The 14,016-nt window shown below is 40.5% G+C and carries 17 protein-coding genes, 1 tRNA gene and 1 riboswitch; of the genes, 2 read left to right on the top strand and 16 right to left on the bottom strand.

Going from position 1 to position 14,016, the window contains the following annotated elements; all coding sequences use genetic code 11:
- Window positions 1-52: 52 nt before the first annotated feature.
- The 9 genes from AC1DSK_RS12520 to AC1DSK_RS12480 all read right to left on the bottom strand — a co-directional run bounded on the left by AC1DSK_RS12520 (window position 53) and on the right by AC1DSK_RS12480 (window position 5,383).
- A complete protein-coding gene (locus tag AC1DSK_RS12520) occupies window positions 53-1,024 on the bottom strand; it encodes a tyrosine-type recombinase/integrase (RefSeq protein ID WP_477547023.1) in 972 nt (323 codons plus the stop codon).
- A gap of 157 nt (window positions 1,025-1,181) precedes the next feature.
- Window positions 1,182-1,255, bottom strand: a tRNA-Arg gene (locus tag AC1DSK_RS12515).
- A 71-nt stretch (window positions 1,256-1,326) separates the two neighbouring features.
- Complete coding sequence (locus AC1DSK_RS12510; RefSeq protein WP_477532741.1) at window positions 1,327-1,836, bottom strand: metallophosphoesterase; 510 nt, start codon at window positions 1,834-1,836, stop codon at window positions 1,327-1,329.
- A gap of 12 nt (window positions 1,837-1,848) precedes the next feature.
- The gene (locus AC1DSK_RS12505) at window positions 1,849-2,445 is read right to left on the bottom strand and encodes an XTP/dITP diphosphatase (RefSeq protein WP_477547024.1); all 597 of its coding nucleotides are present in this window, start codon (window positions 2,443-2,445) and stop codon (window positions 1,849-1,851) included.
- A complete protein-coding gene (gene rph / locus AC1DSK_RS12500; RefSeq protein ID WP_477547025.1) occupies window positions 2,442-3,200 on the bottom strand; it encodes a ribonuclease PH in 759 nt (252 codons plus the stop codon). Before rph ends, AC1DSK_RS12505 begins: the two co-directional genes overlap by 4 nt.
- Window positions 3,201-3,300: 100 nt before the next feature.
- Window positions 3,301-4,098: a glutamate racemase gene (gene racE / locus AC1DSK_RS12495; RefSeq protein ID WP_477547026.1), complete on the bottom strand. Its 798-nt coding sequence runs from the start codon at window positions 4,096-4,098 to the stop codon at window positions 3,301-3,303.
- A gap of 10 nt (window positions 4,099-4,108) precedes the next feature.
- Entirely contained in the window at window positions 4,109-4,573 is a 465-nt protein-coding gene (locus AC1DSK_RS12490; protein ID WP_016426748.1) for a MarR family winged helix-turn-helix transcriptional regulator, read from the bottom strand.
- A gap of 76 nt (window positions 4,574-4,649) precedes the next feature.
- A complete protein-coding gene (locus AC1DSK_RS12485) occupies window positions 4,650-4,874 on the bottom strand; it encodes a helix-turn-helix domain-containing protein (protein ID WP_016426747.1) in 225 nt (74 codons plus the stop codon).
- A gap of 62 nt (window positions 4,875-4,936) precedes the next feature.
- The gene (locus AC1DSK_RS12480; protein WP_477547027.1) at window positions 4,937-5,383 is read right to left on the bottom strand and encodes an acyl-CoA thioesterase; all 447 of its coding nucleotides are present in this window, start codon (window positions 5,381-5,383) and stop codon (window positions 4,937-4,939) included.
- A gap of 127 nt (window positions 5,384-5,510) precedes the next feature.
- Between AC1DSK_RS12480 and AC1DSK_RS12475 the strand changes: the two genes are divergently transcribed.
- Entirely contained in the window at window positions 5,511-5,669 is a 159-nt protein-coding gene (locus tag AC1DSK_RS12475; RefSeq protein ID WP_477598251.1) for a hypothetical protein, read from the top strand.
- 79 nt (window positions 5,670-5,748) lie between these two features.
- Here AC1DSK_RS12475 and sdhB read toward each other — a convergent pair whose 3' ends face one another.
- From sdhB to AC1DSK_RS12460, 3 genes are read right to left on the bottom strand one after another with little or no spacing between them, the layout of a single operon-like run.
- Window positions 5,749-6,522, bottom strand: a complete 774-nt coding sequence (sdhB, locus tag AC1DSK_RS12470) for a succinate dehydrogenase iron-sulfur subunit (RefSeq protein ID WP_016426745.1) — start codon at window positions 6,520-6,522, stop codon at window positions 5,749-5,751.
- A gap of 5 nt (window positions 6,523-6,527) precedes the next feature.
- Window positions 6,528-8,282, bottom strand: coding sequence for a succinate dehydrogenase flavoprotein subunit (gene sdhA, locus AC1DSK_RS12465; protein WP_016426744.1), 1,755 nt, complete (start codon window positions 8,280-8,282; stop codon window positions 6,528-6,530).
- A gap of 51 nt (window positions 8,283-8,333) precedes the next feature.
- A complete protein-coding gene (locus AC1DSK_RS12460; RefSeq protein ID WP_477547029.1) occupies window positions 8,334-8,945 on the bottom strand; it encodes a succinate dehydrogenase cytochrome b558 subunit in 612 nt (203 codons plus the stop codon).
- Between the two features lie 275 nt (window positions 8,946-9,220).
- On the opposite strand from AC1DSK_RS12460, the gene AC1DSK_RS12455 reads away from it, so the two are divergent.
- The gene (locus tag AC1DSK_RS12455) at window positions 9,221-9,634 is read left to right on the top strand and encodes a YslB family protein (RefSeq protein ID WP_477547030.1); all 414 of its coding nucleotides are present in this window, start codon (window positions 9,221-9,223) and stop codon (window positions 9,632-9,634) included.
- Between the two features lie 86 nt (window positions 9,635-9,720).
- Here the strand turns inward: AC1DSK_RS12455 and AC1DSK_RS12450 are convergent, their stop codons facing one another.
- The 4 genes from AC1DSK_RS12450 to trxA all read right to left on the bottom strand — a co-directional run bounded on the left by AC1DSK_RS12450 (window position 9,721) and on the right by trxA (window position 13,950).
- Entirely contained in the window at window positions 9,721-10,092 is a 372-nt protein-coding gene (locus AC1DSK_RS12450; protein WP_477532048.1) for a DnaJ family domain-containing protein, read from the bottom strand.
- A gap of 59 nt (window positions 10,093-10,151) precedes the next feature.
- Window positions 10,152-11,375 carry an aspartate kinase gene (locus AC1DSK_RS12445; protein WP_147640314.1) on the bottom strand — a complete coding sequence of 408 codons (1,224 nt, stop codon included), beginning with the start codon at window positions 11,373-11,375 and terminating at the stop codon, window positions 10,152-10,154.
- A gap of 103 nt (window positions 11,376-11,478) precedes the next feature.
- Window positions 11,479-11,658, bottom strand: a riboswitch (Lysine riboswitch).
- Between the two features lie 88 nt (window positions 11,659-11,746).
- Complete coding sequence (gene uvrC / locus AC1DSK_RS12440; RefSeq protein ID WP_477547031.1) at window positions 11,747-13,537, bottom strand: excinuclease ABC subunit UvrC; 1,791 nt, start codon at window positions 13,535-13,537, stop codon at window positions 11,747-11,749.
- A gap of 98 nt (window positions 13,538-13,635) precedes the next feature.
- Complete coding sequence (gene trxA, locus AC1DSK_RS12435) at window positions 13,636-13,950, bottom strand: thioredoxin (RefSeq protein WP_477547032.1); 315 nt, start codon at window positions 13,948-13,950, stop codon at window positions 13,636-13,638.
- Window positions 13,951-14,016 lie beyond the last annotated feature (66 nt).

Genomic DNA, 14,016 nt, shown 5'->3' with positions numbered 1-14,016 from the left:
CTTGAATCACTCAGAATCTTTTGAAGGGTTCTAATACTGCCAGCCCAGCGCCTCACATAAATGATCGTAAATTAGTAACAACCTCTTCTTCATCTAAGTCTAAGTATTGAGTGGTGACTGCTAAATTCGAATGTCCTAATGCTTTAGAAATTAATGCAAGGTTAGCCCCTTTATTTAGAAGGTCTTTTGCATATCCTCTTCTGATAGCATGAGGATTAATATTAACTAGGTTATATTCTTTACTGTATTTATTTAAACGCTTTGAGATAGCGTTATTGGTTGATTTAGTGTTTAGAGATGTTCCTTTTTGGGATAAGAATACAAATTTATTTCTTTGGTTGTAACTGCTTCTTATTTTCTTATTTTGATCGATTAACACACGAAATAATTGAGCCATTTGATTGTCAATTGGAAGTTGGAGCATTTTATGGTTTTTTAAGATTGCACCGTCCAGATTTAACATCATATTTTCAAAATCAATGTGACGCTCCTCAAGTTGTCCCAGTGTGTTTATTCTTATTCCCGTTTTGTATAGCGTTATAATCGCCACAGCGTCCCGTAAACCGATAAAAGAGTTTAAGTCTAACAAAGATAGTAAAACTTGAATATCGCTGCTCGTAGCACCCTTCTTGACATTTTTATCAACTTTGATATTGATCGTCTTCCAATATCTTTGTTTAACCCAACCATTGTCAAAGCATTTTGAGAGGATTGCCTTCAAACATTTTAGGCGAATTAGTTTTGTCTGATTAGACACTTTCATTGAATCAAGCCAAAGATAAATCAATTCAGATGATATTTCATGAAGGTAAGTCACATTCGTAATTTTACAAAGATGATTCATGTGTAGATTATAGTCTTTAATAGTTCTTTGTCTGAATCCACTAACTTGCATTTGCTTCGTGATTGTAGTTAATGCTTTTTCAATTGTCATTTCTTTTTGTTGTGATTTTTGATCTCCTTCAATTAACTGCTTCACATCAAAGTCAACATTAATATCAAACAAACCTGTTCTTTTTGTCATAAAAAAAATCCCCTAATCAATAAGATTAGAAGATAATTTCAGTCTACCTTTTCAGTAGGGTTAAAATAAGGGATATTCAACAAATTTCGTATCCCCGTTCGTTCCCCTACGTTCGTCAAAAGGCAGTCACATCAAGGCTCATCGCCTGTCTTACATACGTCCCAGGAGGGATTCGAACCCCCGACCGACGCCTTAGAAGGGCGTTGCTCTATCCAGCTGAGCTACTGAGACTTGTGATTTTCAGTTCTTTTCAGAAATGAAGACAATATTTATTATAGAAATGCTTCAGCCAAAAGTCAACGTTATTTTTCGGTAATTTTAAATGTTACTTTTTCAAGCGTTTCATTTTCATTCGAAAAGAATGTTACGGTCCACTGAACTGGTGACTTTTCGATTATTGCATAGCTCTTTTCGAGGCGTCCTCTTGGCAATTCCAAACTACCCGGATTTACAAATACGGTGCCTTCAATCTGTTCAGTACCCAGTAAATGTGAATGTCCGAACAAAACCACATCAGCTCCAAGTTCCTGAGCACGGTAACTAATCGGCAGCATGGTCGATTTCACTTGTAATAAATGACCATGCGCCATAAATATTTTCACACCGTTAATCTCAGCGAATACTTCTTCAGGAAATGAGGAATCCCAATCACAATTTCCTCGGACGACAAAAGCAGATTGCAGCGATGTATGATTTACATCAAGTTCGCTATCCCCACAATGAAATACTGCATCCACTGAACCGACATGTTGTCTTACCTGATCAATCGAATTTACTTCTCCATGGGTATCACTCATTACTAAAATACGCATGTACTCGCCACCTTATTTCAACAAGTTGGGTAATTCCGCTTCAATTTTTTTGATGGCATTTCCACGGTGGGAAATTGCTGCTTTTTCTGAAGGCAGTAACTCAGCCATCATTTTGCCAAGTGTGGGCACAAAGAAAATCGGATCATAACCAAAGCCGTTTGTGCCTTTTTTATCATGTGCAATGACGCCTTCACAAGTTCCGAACGCAGTCTTTGTCTCCATATTAGGACCTGCCAACGCAATGGCACAGCAAAAACGAGCTGTCCGTTTTTCGTCTTCCACACCTTCAAGTTCAGTCAGAACTTTTTGCATGTTTGCATCATCACTTTTTTCTTCTCCGGCAAAGCGTGCAGAATAGACCCCTGGCGCGCCATTTAAAGCGTCAATTGCTAGACCGCTATCATCAGCTATCACGAATGTTTGTAAGCGTTCAGCAAGCGCCTCAGCTTTAAGAACGGCATTTTCTTCGAACGTTGTGCCTGTTTCTTCAATATCCATGTCATTCGCTACATCATGGAGGGTCAAGACTTCAAAACCATAGGGATTGAAGATTGCTTCGAAGTCTTTCGCCTTGCCTTTGTTTTTCGTTGCAATAATTACTTGCTTCATGATAAGTCACCTAGCTTTTTGCCGATCCGGTCAGCCATTTCCCCAAGCACATCTTTCTGAATAGCAATCAACTGCTGAATGCCTTCGTCACCCAGATCAAGCAATTCATTTAACTGCTGTCTTGTAAATGTAGCCTCTTCTCCAGTACCTTGAAGTTCCACAAATTGACCAGAACCGGTCTGGATAATATTCATATCGACATTTGCTGAGGAATCTTCAATGTAGTTTAGGTCAAGAATTGCACCGAGTTCACTATCAATTCCTACGCTCGTCGCAGCAAGGAAATCTGTTACAGGAAATTCAGGGAGCTGTTTTTCATCTTGAAGCTTTGCAATAGCCATTGTCATCGCAACAAATGCACCGGTAATCGAAGCAGTACGTGTGCCGCCATCTGCCTGGATCACATCACAGTCAATCCACAGCGTTCGCTCTCCTAATGCTTCTAGATTGACTACTGCTCGCAGTGCTCGTCCAATAAGACGTTGTATTTCCATTGTACGGCCACCAATCTTACCTTTCGACGCTTCACGTTGTGTTCGTGAACCTGTCGCTCTTGGAAGCATTGAATATTCAGCCGTAATCCATCCTTTGCCTTGCCCCCGTAAAAAATGCGGTACGCGTTCTTCAATGGTTGCTGTACAGATTACTTTCGTTTGTCCTACCGTTATCAATACGGAACCTTCTGGATGTACCAAGTAATCGGTCTCTATCGTCACAGGTCTCAGTTGTTTTGAATTTCGTCCATCTTGTCTCATGTGTTTATTTCCTCCTCGTATACATTCGCGCACTTATCGTATCACATAAGCTTTAAACGAATCAAAACCCGGAAATTCCTTTTACAAGGAATTCCAGGTTTTATTTAAATGATATTTGTTGAATTGTTGGGTTTTCGATTTCAAGCCATTTCGTAATAATGGTCCTGAACATTGGTATGGAACCAGTTGTATAGAAAATGTGCGGTACCTTGCTCGGTTGCTCTCTTTGCTTCTGGTAATAGTTGAGGATAGCATCCACTTCATCGGCTGTTTCTTCGGCTGATGAAAGAACCTTCACATGCGGACCAACCGCTTTTTCAATAAGATTCTGTAATAAAGGGTAATGAGTACATCCCAATATTAACGTATCAAACGATTCTTTTTGCAGTGGTTCGAGTGTCTTTTCAACCAATTCCTTCGCAAATTCGCCTTCATATTCGCCACTTTCAACTAGTGGAACAAATGCCGGGCAAGCAAGTGGAACGGTATGACATGAAGATGATAAAGCCTTCAAAGCCTTTTCGTAGGCGCCACTTTTTATAGTACCTACAGTCCCTAATATACAGACTTCAGAACGTCTTGTTGCTTTTATTGCTGCTCGTGCCCCTGGGAATATAACCCCTACGACCGGGAACGGGCAATATTTTTGTAAGGATTCAAGTGCGACCGCTGTTGCTGTATTACACGCGACAACGAGCATTTTTATGGATTGCGCTTTCAGTGCTTCCGCCATTTGCCATGTGAATTTCCGCACTTCAGTTGCTGAACGCGGTCCATATGGACATCTCGCTGTATCTCCAATGTAGAGAAATTGCTCATTGGGCAATCGTCGCATAAGTTCTTTGACAACCGTTAAGCCGCCAACACCTGAATCGATCACGCCGATTGGTGTATTCACGAGATTCGCCTCAATCCTCTTTCATTTCTACATGAAGTCTTTGAAGAAGGCTCGACAACTGTTGCACTTCTACGGCATCAAAATCAGACAAAATATCTTGCAAATAATCTTGACGCTTTTGAATAACTTCTTCAATCACGCGCTCGCCTTCTTTTAATAAATGAATGCGAACGACACGTCGATCTTGCTCATCACGAACACGCATGACAAGTTGGTTCTTTTCCATCCGGTCGACTAAATCGGTTGTCGTACTGAATGCCAAATACATTTTGGTCGAAAGATCACCAATGGTCATGTCACCATGTTCAAATAACCATTGCAACGCAACAAATTGAGGTGGCGTCACTGTATAGTTACTTAAAATTTGGCGACCTTTTTGTTTGATAATGCCTGATATATAACGAAGTTCTTTTTCCAGAAAAGCTACTTGCTCCTGGTTATGGTTATGTTCATTGCTCGAAATTTGCTCTGTCATGTGCTGAATCCACTCCCTGAATACGATTACTTGTGTATTCATTGTGACGTCTTTTGTCGAAATTGGCAAGACATACTCAGTCTAGTGCTAATTCGCCAAGTCGTAAAAGTTCGAGTATCGCTTGTGATCTGCCTGATACGCCCAACTTTTGGATGGTATTCGAGATGTGATTTCTCACGGTTTTCTCACTGATATTGAGTTGAATGGAAATATCTTTCGTTGAATAATCACGCACTAACAATTGAAAAATTTCTCTTTCTCGTCCTGTTAATAATGAACGATGATGTGCTCGTTCTGACAAAATACGCCCCTCCTATCCACTCTTCCTAGTAACGTATGTCAGAAGACAAAAGGCGGTGACGGCTAATTGGGTAGGAATAACGATTTTTCTTCTTCTGTCCAAGGCGATCCCTTACCAGTTGCCTTGCTTATTTGCACAACTGTTCCCCTACCCGTGAAAACAGTATCCCCTTTTTCGTTCGTGGCATGGTAATGAATATCCACTGATGAAGTACCCACCGAATCAGCTTTCACATGAATCTGAAGCTTTTCATCAAAGAAAACTTGTTTTACATAATCGCATTGTAAATCGGCAACAACTGGAATCGTCTTACCTTTTGGATCCAACCAATCATTCATCAAGCCGATTTGTTTAAGGTATTCAATTCGCGCAAACTCGAAATATGAAAAGTTATATGTATTGTTCAGATGTCCATACATATCCGTTTCACTGAATCGAACTTGAACCGGTACTGAAAAATGAAACCCACTTGCCCATTGCTCTGGGTCTTGGATGTAAGATGCACGCATAGTAGATAGCTCCTTTGATTTATGTATTTTATGAATGGTGATTCATTGTTGATGTCATTGTATCAAAGTTTCTTCTGGAGAGGAAAGAATTTAATGGATATAAATGGAGAAATTTGGAGAGAGATTTGTGTGGATAGGGGCAACTTTAAGAGTTATTGGGGCAACTTCTGCCATTATTGGGGTAACTAACCATTTATCTCCTAATTCTGACGGAATTATTGGATTAAAAAATTGGCTTCGCTTCGATTTTGGAGCAACTTTCGGGATTTCGGAGCGATTTCTGTAACTTAACGCCCCCCGCACACTTCTTTAAACAAAAAAGCAGCCTCTCGCAAAATGCGGGAGGCTGACAAATTAAGCTCTTCTTAGTCAACCATGTGGTCGCTTCCGAAGAAGTTTTTGAACATTTGAACCGTAGTGTCACGGTTTAGAGCTGCGATAGAAGTAGTCAAAGGAATTCCTTTAGGACATGCGACTACACAGTTTTGAGAGTTACCACAGTTTGCAAGTCCGCCATCACCCATGATGGAATTTAGACGCTCGTCTCTATTCATGGCACCCGTTGGATGCGCATTCATAAGACGTACTTGTGATAATGGTGCTGGGCCCATGAAATCTGAATTTGTGTTTACGTTTGGACAAGCTTCCAAACAAACGCCACAAGTCATACATTTAGATAGTTCATATGCCCATTGACGTTTACGTTCAGGCATACGTGGTCCATCGCCTAGATCATAAGATCCATCAATTGGAACCCAAGCTTTAACTTTTTTCAATGAATCAAACATACGTGAACGGTCAACGATTAAGTCGCGTACAACAGGGAATGTTTTCATTGGTTCTAAGCGAATAGGTTGCTCCAATTTATCAACTAGAGCTGTACATGATTGACGTGGACGGCCATTGATGACCATCGAACATGCTCCACATACTTCTTCCAAACAGTTCATATCCCAGTTTACAGGTGTTGTGTGTTTACCATCTGTATTTACTGGATTACGACGAATTTCCATTAATCCAGAAATAACGTTCATATTTGGACGATAATCTAACTCGAATTTTTCCCAATACGGGGTAGAATCCGTAGAATCTTGACGAAGGATCTCAAAAACGACGGTTTTAGTTGCTGTTGCGTTCATGATTATTAATCCCCTTTCGATGAATAGTCACGTTTACGTGGTGGAATTAATGAAACATCTATTTCTTCATAATGAATGACCGGCGCTCCAGTAGCTGGATCAAAATTCGCCATAGTTGTTTTCATAAATTGCTCATCATCTCGTTCTGGGAAATCTGGCTTGTAGTGAGCACCACGACTTTCATCACGTAACAATGCACCTTGCGTAATAACGCGAGCTAAGTATAGCATATTTTTCAATTGACGCGCGAAAGTAGCACCTTGATTGGACCACTTTTGAGTGTCATTAATGTTGATATTATTAAATCTCTCAAGAAGTTCTTGAATTTTTTCATCAGTTGCTTGTAAACGGTCGTTATAACGAACTACTGTTACGTTATCTGTCATCCATTCGCCAAGCTCTTTATGCAAGACATATGCATTTTCAGTACCGTCAAGAGACATAATTTCATCCCATTTTTGTTGCTCTGCAGCCGTGTGTGCATCAAAAATTGTTGATGGCATATCTTCAGCATGAGTTTTTAGTCCACTCATATATTTAACTGCGTTAGGACCTGCAACCATTCCGCCATAAATTGCAGAAAGTAATGAGTTTGCTCCAAGTCGGTTTGCGCCATGTTGAGAGTAATCACACTCACCTGCAGCAAATAAACCAGGAATAGTTGTCATTTGATCGTAGTCAACCCATAGTCCGCCCATTGAATAATGGACTGCTGGGAAGATTTTCATTGGAAGTTTACGGGGATCTTCACCTGTGAATTTCTCATAAATTTCAATGATTCCGCCAAGCTTGATATCCAATTCTTTCGGGTCTTTGTGTGAAAGATCCAAGAATACCATGTTTTCGCCGTTAACCCCAAGTTTTTGGTTAACACACACATCAAAAATTTCGCGAGTTGCGATATCACGAGGTACCAAGTTCCCGTAACTAGGATATTTTTCTTCAAGGAAGTACCAAGGTTTACCGTCTTTATATGTCCAAATACGTCCACCTTCACCACGCGCTGATTCGGACATTAAACGAAGTTTGTCATCTCCTGGAATCGCTGTAGGGTGAATTTGAATGAATTCGCCATTTGCGTAGGTTGCACCTTGTTGATAAACAATTGAAGCTGCAGAGCCTGTATTGATTATAGAGTTTGTTGATTTACCGAAAATAATACCAGGACCACCTGTTGCCATGATGACAGCGTCACCACGGAAAGGACGGATTTCCATAGTTTTCAAGTTTTGAGCCATGATTCCGCGACAAACGCCGTCGTCATCTAAGATTGCACCTAGGAATTCCCAGTTTTCGTATTTCGTTACAAGACCGTCAACTTCGTAGCGACGTACTTGTTCATCAAGTGCATAAAGCAATTGTTGACCAGTTGTAGCGCCTGCGAAAGCTGTACGATGGAACATTGTTCCCCCGAAACGACGGAAATCTAATAACCCTTCAGGTGTACGGTTGAACATAACACCCATACGATCGAATAATCGAATGATTCCAGGTGCTGCTTCTGCCAATGCTTTTACTGGTGGTTGATTCGCAAGGAAATCCCCGCCGTATACTGTATCATCAAAGTGATTGTCAGTTGAATCGCCTTCACCTTTTGTATTTAATGCTCCGTTAATTCCGCCCTGAGCACACACTGAGTGTGAGCGTTTAACAGGAACTAATGAGAATAATTCTACTGTTGTTCCTTCTTCTGCTGCTTTCATTGTTGCCATTAAACCAGCTAGACCACCGCCGACAACAATCAATTTACTTTTTGCCATGATTCTTCTCACTCCTCTTTTTAATAGTAATCAAGCAATTTCAGAAACTTATTACACGAATGCAAGAAGTGCACGAACGCCGATTACTGTCAATGCTAAGAAGATACCGATCGTCACGTAAGTTGAAATTCGTTGTGACCTAGGTGATTGAGTGATACCCCAGCTTACCAAGAATGACCAAATACCGTTAGCTAAATGGAATGTTGCAGATACAACACCAACCACGTAGAATACAAACATTAATGGATTTGCTAATATATCAGCCATCATGTCAAAGTTAACTTCATCAGCACCAATTGCTTTTTGGAATCGTGTCTCGAATAAATGCCATGCGATAAACACGACTAGAATGACCCCGGTAATACGTTGCAAAACAAACATCCAGTTACGGAATGTACCAAAACGCTGTGTGTTATTTTTCGCAGTAAAGGCTATGTACAAACCATAGAACGCATGGAACATCAATGGAATGTAGATGACAAACCATTCTAAAAACAATACGAATGGTAAACTTTCCATGAAGTGAGATGCTTTGTTAAAAGCCTCTTCTCCTCTTGTAGCAAAATGGTTAACAACCAAATGCTGCGTCACGAACAATCCTACTGGAATGATTCCAAGTAAAGAATGTAAACGGCGCAAATAAAATTCACGATCTTTCGACAAGACTGTTACCCCCCTCAGTACTGAAAATAGGCAGACAAGATCAGACCTTCGTATGGAACGAAAGCAACATTGACTGCATATCTCATCATGGTACAATATTATGACATGTTTATTGTACTCCCATCATAAGGGAGCGTCAAGGCAAGGAAGCCCACTACATAAGGCAATTTAAATCAGGTAAATTCTCGGTGTTGTACTATTTTAACTACCTTGTCCATGAAAAATACTTATATTAAAAAAGTTTGAAGGCAATTAAGCTAGAAAGCGGGATTCAGATGACAATGACAGAGACAAAAACGGTACCCACTTTTGGTTACGAATTAATTCGAGATCACGTACTTTCGACAATTTTAGGGAAACACGAAGATGATATTTTATATTGGGCCGGAAAAGATTTAGCCCGCAAGTTCCAGATGTTTTCCATGGAAGAAACGACTTCTTTTTTTCAGGAAGCGGGCTGGGGCATTCTAACACTTGAACAAAGTACAAAAGATGAAGCATTTTATGTATTGACTGGAGAACCCGATGCCCTGCAGATCGAGAAACGATGTTTCCGCCTGGAAGCAGGATTCCTGGCTCAGCAGCAACAAAAACTGGGTGGTTTTATGACAGAATGCTTTGAAGAAAAACAACTGAAGAAAAACTCCGTTCAATTCCATGTGAAATGGGATCTAAAAGAAAAAGTTTAAAGCTTCATAGATTCGATAGTAAAAATCGAGTTGAAGCTGAAAAGAAAGCGGGCAGTCACTTCCAAATGGAGTGTCTGCCCGCTTTTTCAATCCCAATTCAATCTGTTATCCAATTGAGACTGATATTGTTTAAAAACATTACTATTTGTTTTGATTCCTTTTTGCGATAACATACGGTTCAATTGGGTGAGTCTTTGATTATATTGCTGTTCAAGTTCTGTTTTTTCACGTTGTGTGGCTTTTTTCATTTGATGCTGCAAGTCACTCATTTCTTCTTTCACGAACTGAGCTTCATCGTCATGCCCTGAGTTCTTCAAAATGCGCATTACCATACGAATGTCTTCTGGGTAATGGGCAAATTCATCCGGCGGCAACGGCTTCCCGGCTCCCGGCAAATTGTCAAACTGTCCATCACGTTGTGCTTTTTTAATTAAATCCTCCACGATATGCCAGTTCATTTATCTCACTGCCTCTCATGATGATTACGAAACTATTTTCATCATATCATGAAATGTTTTTATACTCGAACAACAGCTAATCCAAATTCATCATGCAATGCATTTGTGGCTTGTAGCATCGCACTTTCAGGTACAACAACCGAAACTTTAATTTCCGAAGTACTGACCATTTTCACCGGAATTCCTTCTTTGCGGAGGCGATCGAACATTTGAGCAGCAACCCCTGGATTTGAAACCATCCCTGATCCAACAATCGACACTTTGGCCAATCCAACTTCAAAATTGGTAGATTGGTATCCCAGCTCCGTTTTTTTACTTTCCAAGACTTGAACAGTTTCTGCATAATCTTCTTTTTTAATGGAGAAAGAAACACTTGGCTGCACGCCTTCCATAATGCTTTGAACAATGATATCAACGTTTACATGATGTTTTGCAAGAGTAGTGAAAATTTTGGCTAGTGAGCCGTTAAAAGGCACTTCATAGCCTACCGTAACCCTTACAATTTCCGGTTCGAATGCGACACCACGCACTATCAAGTTTTTTTCCATAGTAGGTTCCTCCAATAATATGGTTCCTGTATCTTCACTTAAGCTAGAACGGACACTTAGTGGCATGCAATAATTTTTAGCGAATTCCACTGCCCTAGGATGCAAAACCCCAGCTCCTAAGTTAGCAAGTTCCAGCATTTCGTCATAGGATAGCTCCTGCAATTTTCTTGCCCCATCCACATATCGAGGGTCTGACGTATAGATGCCATCGACATCCGTGTAAATATCACACTGGTCCGCTCCTAGCGATGCTGCAATTGCAACCGCCGTCGTATCCGACCCACCACGTCCGAGTGTCGTAATTTCTCCATACGTATCCATCCCTTGGAATCCGGCTACAACAACCACTTTTCCATCCGTCAAAGCCTGCTCCATACGAACAGTATCTATATGTTCGATTCGAGCATTGCGATGAACGGATTCCGTTCCGATTCCTGCCTGCCATCCCGTAAACGAAACCGCATCTTGCCCCATATGTTGAAGTGCCATTGTCAACAAAGCAATTGTTACTTGTTCCCCTGTTGACAGCAACATGTCCATTTCACGTTTTGAAGGTTCTGCTGATAAATCCCCAGCCAGACTCATTAATTCATCTGTCGTTTTCCCCATCGCTGATACGACTACTACGATTTCATGGCCTTTTGCTGTTTCACCGATTATGCGTTTTGCGACATTACGGATCCGTTCAGTGTTACCGACGGACGTACCACCAAATTTCATGACAATGCGACTCAATGTAAACTCTCCCTTATTTCCAAAGAAGCTAAAAAAGACAGCCTTATCTACGGGTAATCCGTGAAAAGCTGTCTCCATGCATGCACGTTCAAAAGAAGCGTCCATGTGAGATAGCCCTCCAGAATCGATTAGATTCTGACAATCCTGCATTTATTCAATGCAAAACCAGCACGACATCTGATACAGGATGTCGAACTTCGGCGAATTTCCCTTTCACTTTCCTTCAATGGATCTGTTCATCCTCGAGAAAGCTACTGTTGATTTCCGCGCCTCTATCACCACTTATTCGATGTTTGTTCAAAAGGAAGCGGATGCTCCTTATTGAACATACATCAGTGATTCAATTTCAGTGAGTCAAGAATATCATATACTCACTCTTTTGACAATGACTCATTTTGAAAATATTCAGACATGGATTCCGCGATTTGCAATGGCAAACCTGATTGTTTCAGCTCTTCCACAGATGCTTCTTTGATTCGTTTTACAGAACCAAAATGCTTCAACAACATTTTTTTGCGTTTCGGACCGATTCCTTCAAACCCATCCAAAGCGGAAGCAATCGTCTGTTTCCCACGCTGTTGCCGATGGAATGTAATCGCAAATCGATGCACTTCGTCCTGAATCCGTTGTAGCAAATAAAACCCTTCACTTGTTCGTTTCAAGGGAATGATCTGTGGGGGTTCCCCATATAACAACGAAGATGTCTGGTGCTTCGCATCCTTGGCTAATCCTGCAATCGGAATAGACAAACCGAGTTCATCTTCGATCACTTCACGGGCGATTTCCATTTGCCCTTTCCCACCATCAATGACAATTAAATCGGGAAGAGGCAATTCATCCTTCAGCACACGCGTATAACGTCTGCGAATGACTTCACGCATGGCTCCGTAATCATCATGACGGGCAGCTGTTTTCGTTTTGTATTTTCGATAGTCCTTTTTATTCGGTCTTCCATCAATAAACGATACCATTGCTGAGACGGCATCAGATCCATAAATATGTGAATTATCGAATGCCTCAATTCGAAGAGGAGGCGCAATATCCATTGCAATCCCCAGTTCTTCCACTGCACCAATCGTTCGTTGTTCCTGTCGGTCTAGGAGCTGGAATTTTTCACGGATAGCGATTTCTGCATTCTTTGTCGCCAGATCAATCATTTGTTTTTTCTGCCCACGACTCGGAGAAGCCACTTTTACTTCAAGAAGCTGGCTTGCCAGTTGCAAATCCACCGCACTTGGCAAATATACTTCTTTTGGTTTGATATGATTCGGTTTATCATAAAACTGACCGAGGAACGTCAGGAATTCATCTTCTGGATCTTGATATAACGGGAATAATGAAACATCTCGCTCGATTAACTTCCCTTGGCGTACAAAGAATACTTGCACACACATCCAGCCCTTATCGATGGCATAACCAAAAATATCACGATCGGTAAAATCATTGGTCGTCATTTTTTGTTTTTCCATAACCGTTTCAATATGTGTGATTTGATCACGGTATTCTTTTGCTCTTTCAAACTCTAAGTTCTCTGCTGCCGATGACATTTTTTCCGTCAATTCTTGTTTGACTTGCTGATAGCCACCGTTTAAGAACCGTGTGATTTCATCAATAATTTTTCTGTATGCGTCTTGCTCGATTGTTTTAACGCAAGGAGCTAGACACTGGCCCAAATGATAATACAAACAAACCCGATCTGGTAATGTCGGACATTTGCGTAACGGGTATAAACGATCTAGTAATTTTTTCGTTTCACTCGCCGCATATGCGTTTGGATAAGGACCAAAATATTTCCCTTTATCCTTTTTAACGATTCTGGTTGTTATCAATTTCGGATGATTTTCACCTGTTATTTTTATATAAGGATACGTTTTATCATCTTTGAGCATGATATTATATTTCGGATCATGCTTCTTGATTAAATTCAATTCCAGAATGAGAGCTTCAATATCTGAAGATGTTACGATGTACTCAAAATCTTCAATTTCCTGGACGAGTCTCTGTGTTTTTCCATCATGACTCCCCGTAAAATAAGAACGCACACGATTTTTTAACACTTTGGCTTTGCCCACATAAATAATAGTGCTTTGGCGATCTTTCATTAAGTAAACACCTGGTTGATCAGGTAAAATCGCACATTTTTGTTGAATTAAATCATTCATCATTTTCATCACCTGTTAAAAAAAACCGGGTGCCCATGGGTACCCGGTTTTAATAATATTTCTTTTACAATATAAGACTAGAACGCCAATTGAAAAGATTATACGTGTTTGTTTACTAATTCAACCAAAGCTTCTTTCGGGTTGAATCCAACTACTTTATCGACAGGTTGCCCGTCTTTGAAAAGTACCAATGTCGGAATTGACATAATCCCGAAGTTGCTAGCTGTTTCTTGGTTTTCATCTACATCAACTTTTACGATTTTTACTTTGCCACTCATCTCAGCATCTAATTCTTCAAGAACTGGAGCGATCATTTTACATGGTCCACACCAAGGTGCCCAAAAATCGACTAAAACTAAGCCGTCTGAAATTTCACTTGAAAAGCTTTGATCTGTTCCGTGTACAATTGCCATATTAAAACATCCTCCTCTAAATACAAACTCTAAACGTAGTATAGCATGTGGTAAATAGTGCTTCTA

The organism is Paenisporosarcina sp. P4_B8 (genome assembly GCF_056402175.1).
Note: the sequence above shows the minus strand (reverse complement) of the source record. Positions and strands in the feature narration are given on the sequence as shown.

Bases quoted from the DNA above. Each gene is read 5' to 3' on its own strand.
- AC1DSK_RS12520 (WP_477547023.1), bottom strand. From the start codon at position 1,024: ATGACAAAAAGAACAGGTTTGTTTGATATTAATGTTGACTTTGATGTG.
- AC1DSK_RS12510 (WP_477532741.1), bottom strand. From the start codon at position 1,836: ATGCGTATTTTAGTAATGAGTGATACCCATGGAGAAGTAAATTCGATT.
- AC1DSK_RS12505 (WP_477547024.1), bottom strand. From the start codon at position 2,445: ATGAAGCAAGTAATTATTGCAACGAAAAACAAAGGCAAGGCGAAAGAC.
- rph (WP_477547025.1), bottom strand. From the start codon at position 3,200: ATGAGACAAGATGGACGAAATTCAAAACAACTGAGACCTGTGACGATA.
- AC1DSK_RS12490 (WP_016426748.1), bottom strand. From the start codon at position 4,573: ATGACAGAGCAAATTTCGAGCAATGAACATAACCATAACCAGGAGCAA.
- AC1DSK_RS12480 (WP_477547027.1), bottom strand. From the start codon at position 5,383: ATGCGTGCATCTTACATCCAAGACCCAGAGCAATGGGCAAGTGGGTTT.
- sdhB (WP_016426745.1), bottom strand. From the start codon at position 6,522: ATGAACGCAACAGCAACTAAAACCGTCGTTTTTGAGATCCTTCGTCAA.
- sdhA (WP_016426744.1), bottom strand. From the start codon at position 8,282: ATGGCAAAAAGTAAATTGATTGTTGTCGGCGGTGGTCTAGCTGGTTTA.
- AC1DSK_RS12455 (WP_477547030.1), top strand. From the start codon at position 9,221: ATGACAATGACAGAGACAAAAACGGTACCCACTTTTGGTTACGAATTA.
- AC1DSK_RS12450 (WP_477532048.1), bottom strand. From the start codon at position 10,092: ATGAACTGGCATATCGTGGAGGATTTAATTAAAAAAGCACAACGTGAT.
- uvrC (WP_477547031.1), bottom strand. From the start codon at position 13,537: ATGAATGATTTAATTCAACAAAAATGTGCGATTTTACCTGATCAACCA.
- trxA (WP_477547032.1), bottom strand. From the start codon at position 13,950: ATGGCAATTGTACACGGAACAGATCAAAGCTTTTCAAGTGAAATTTCA.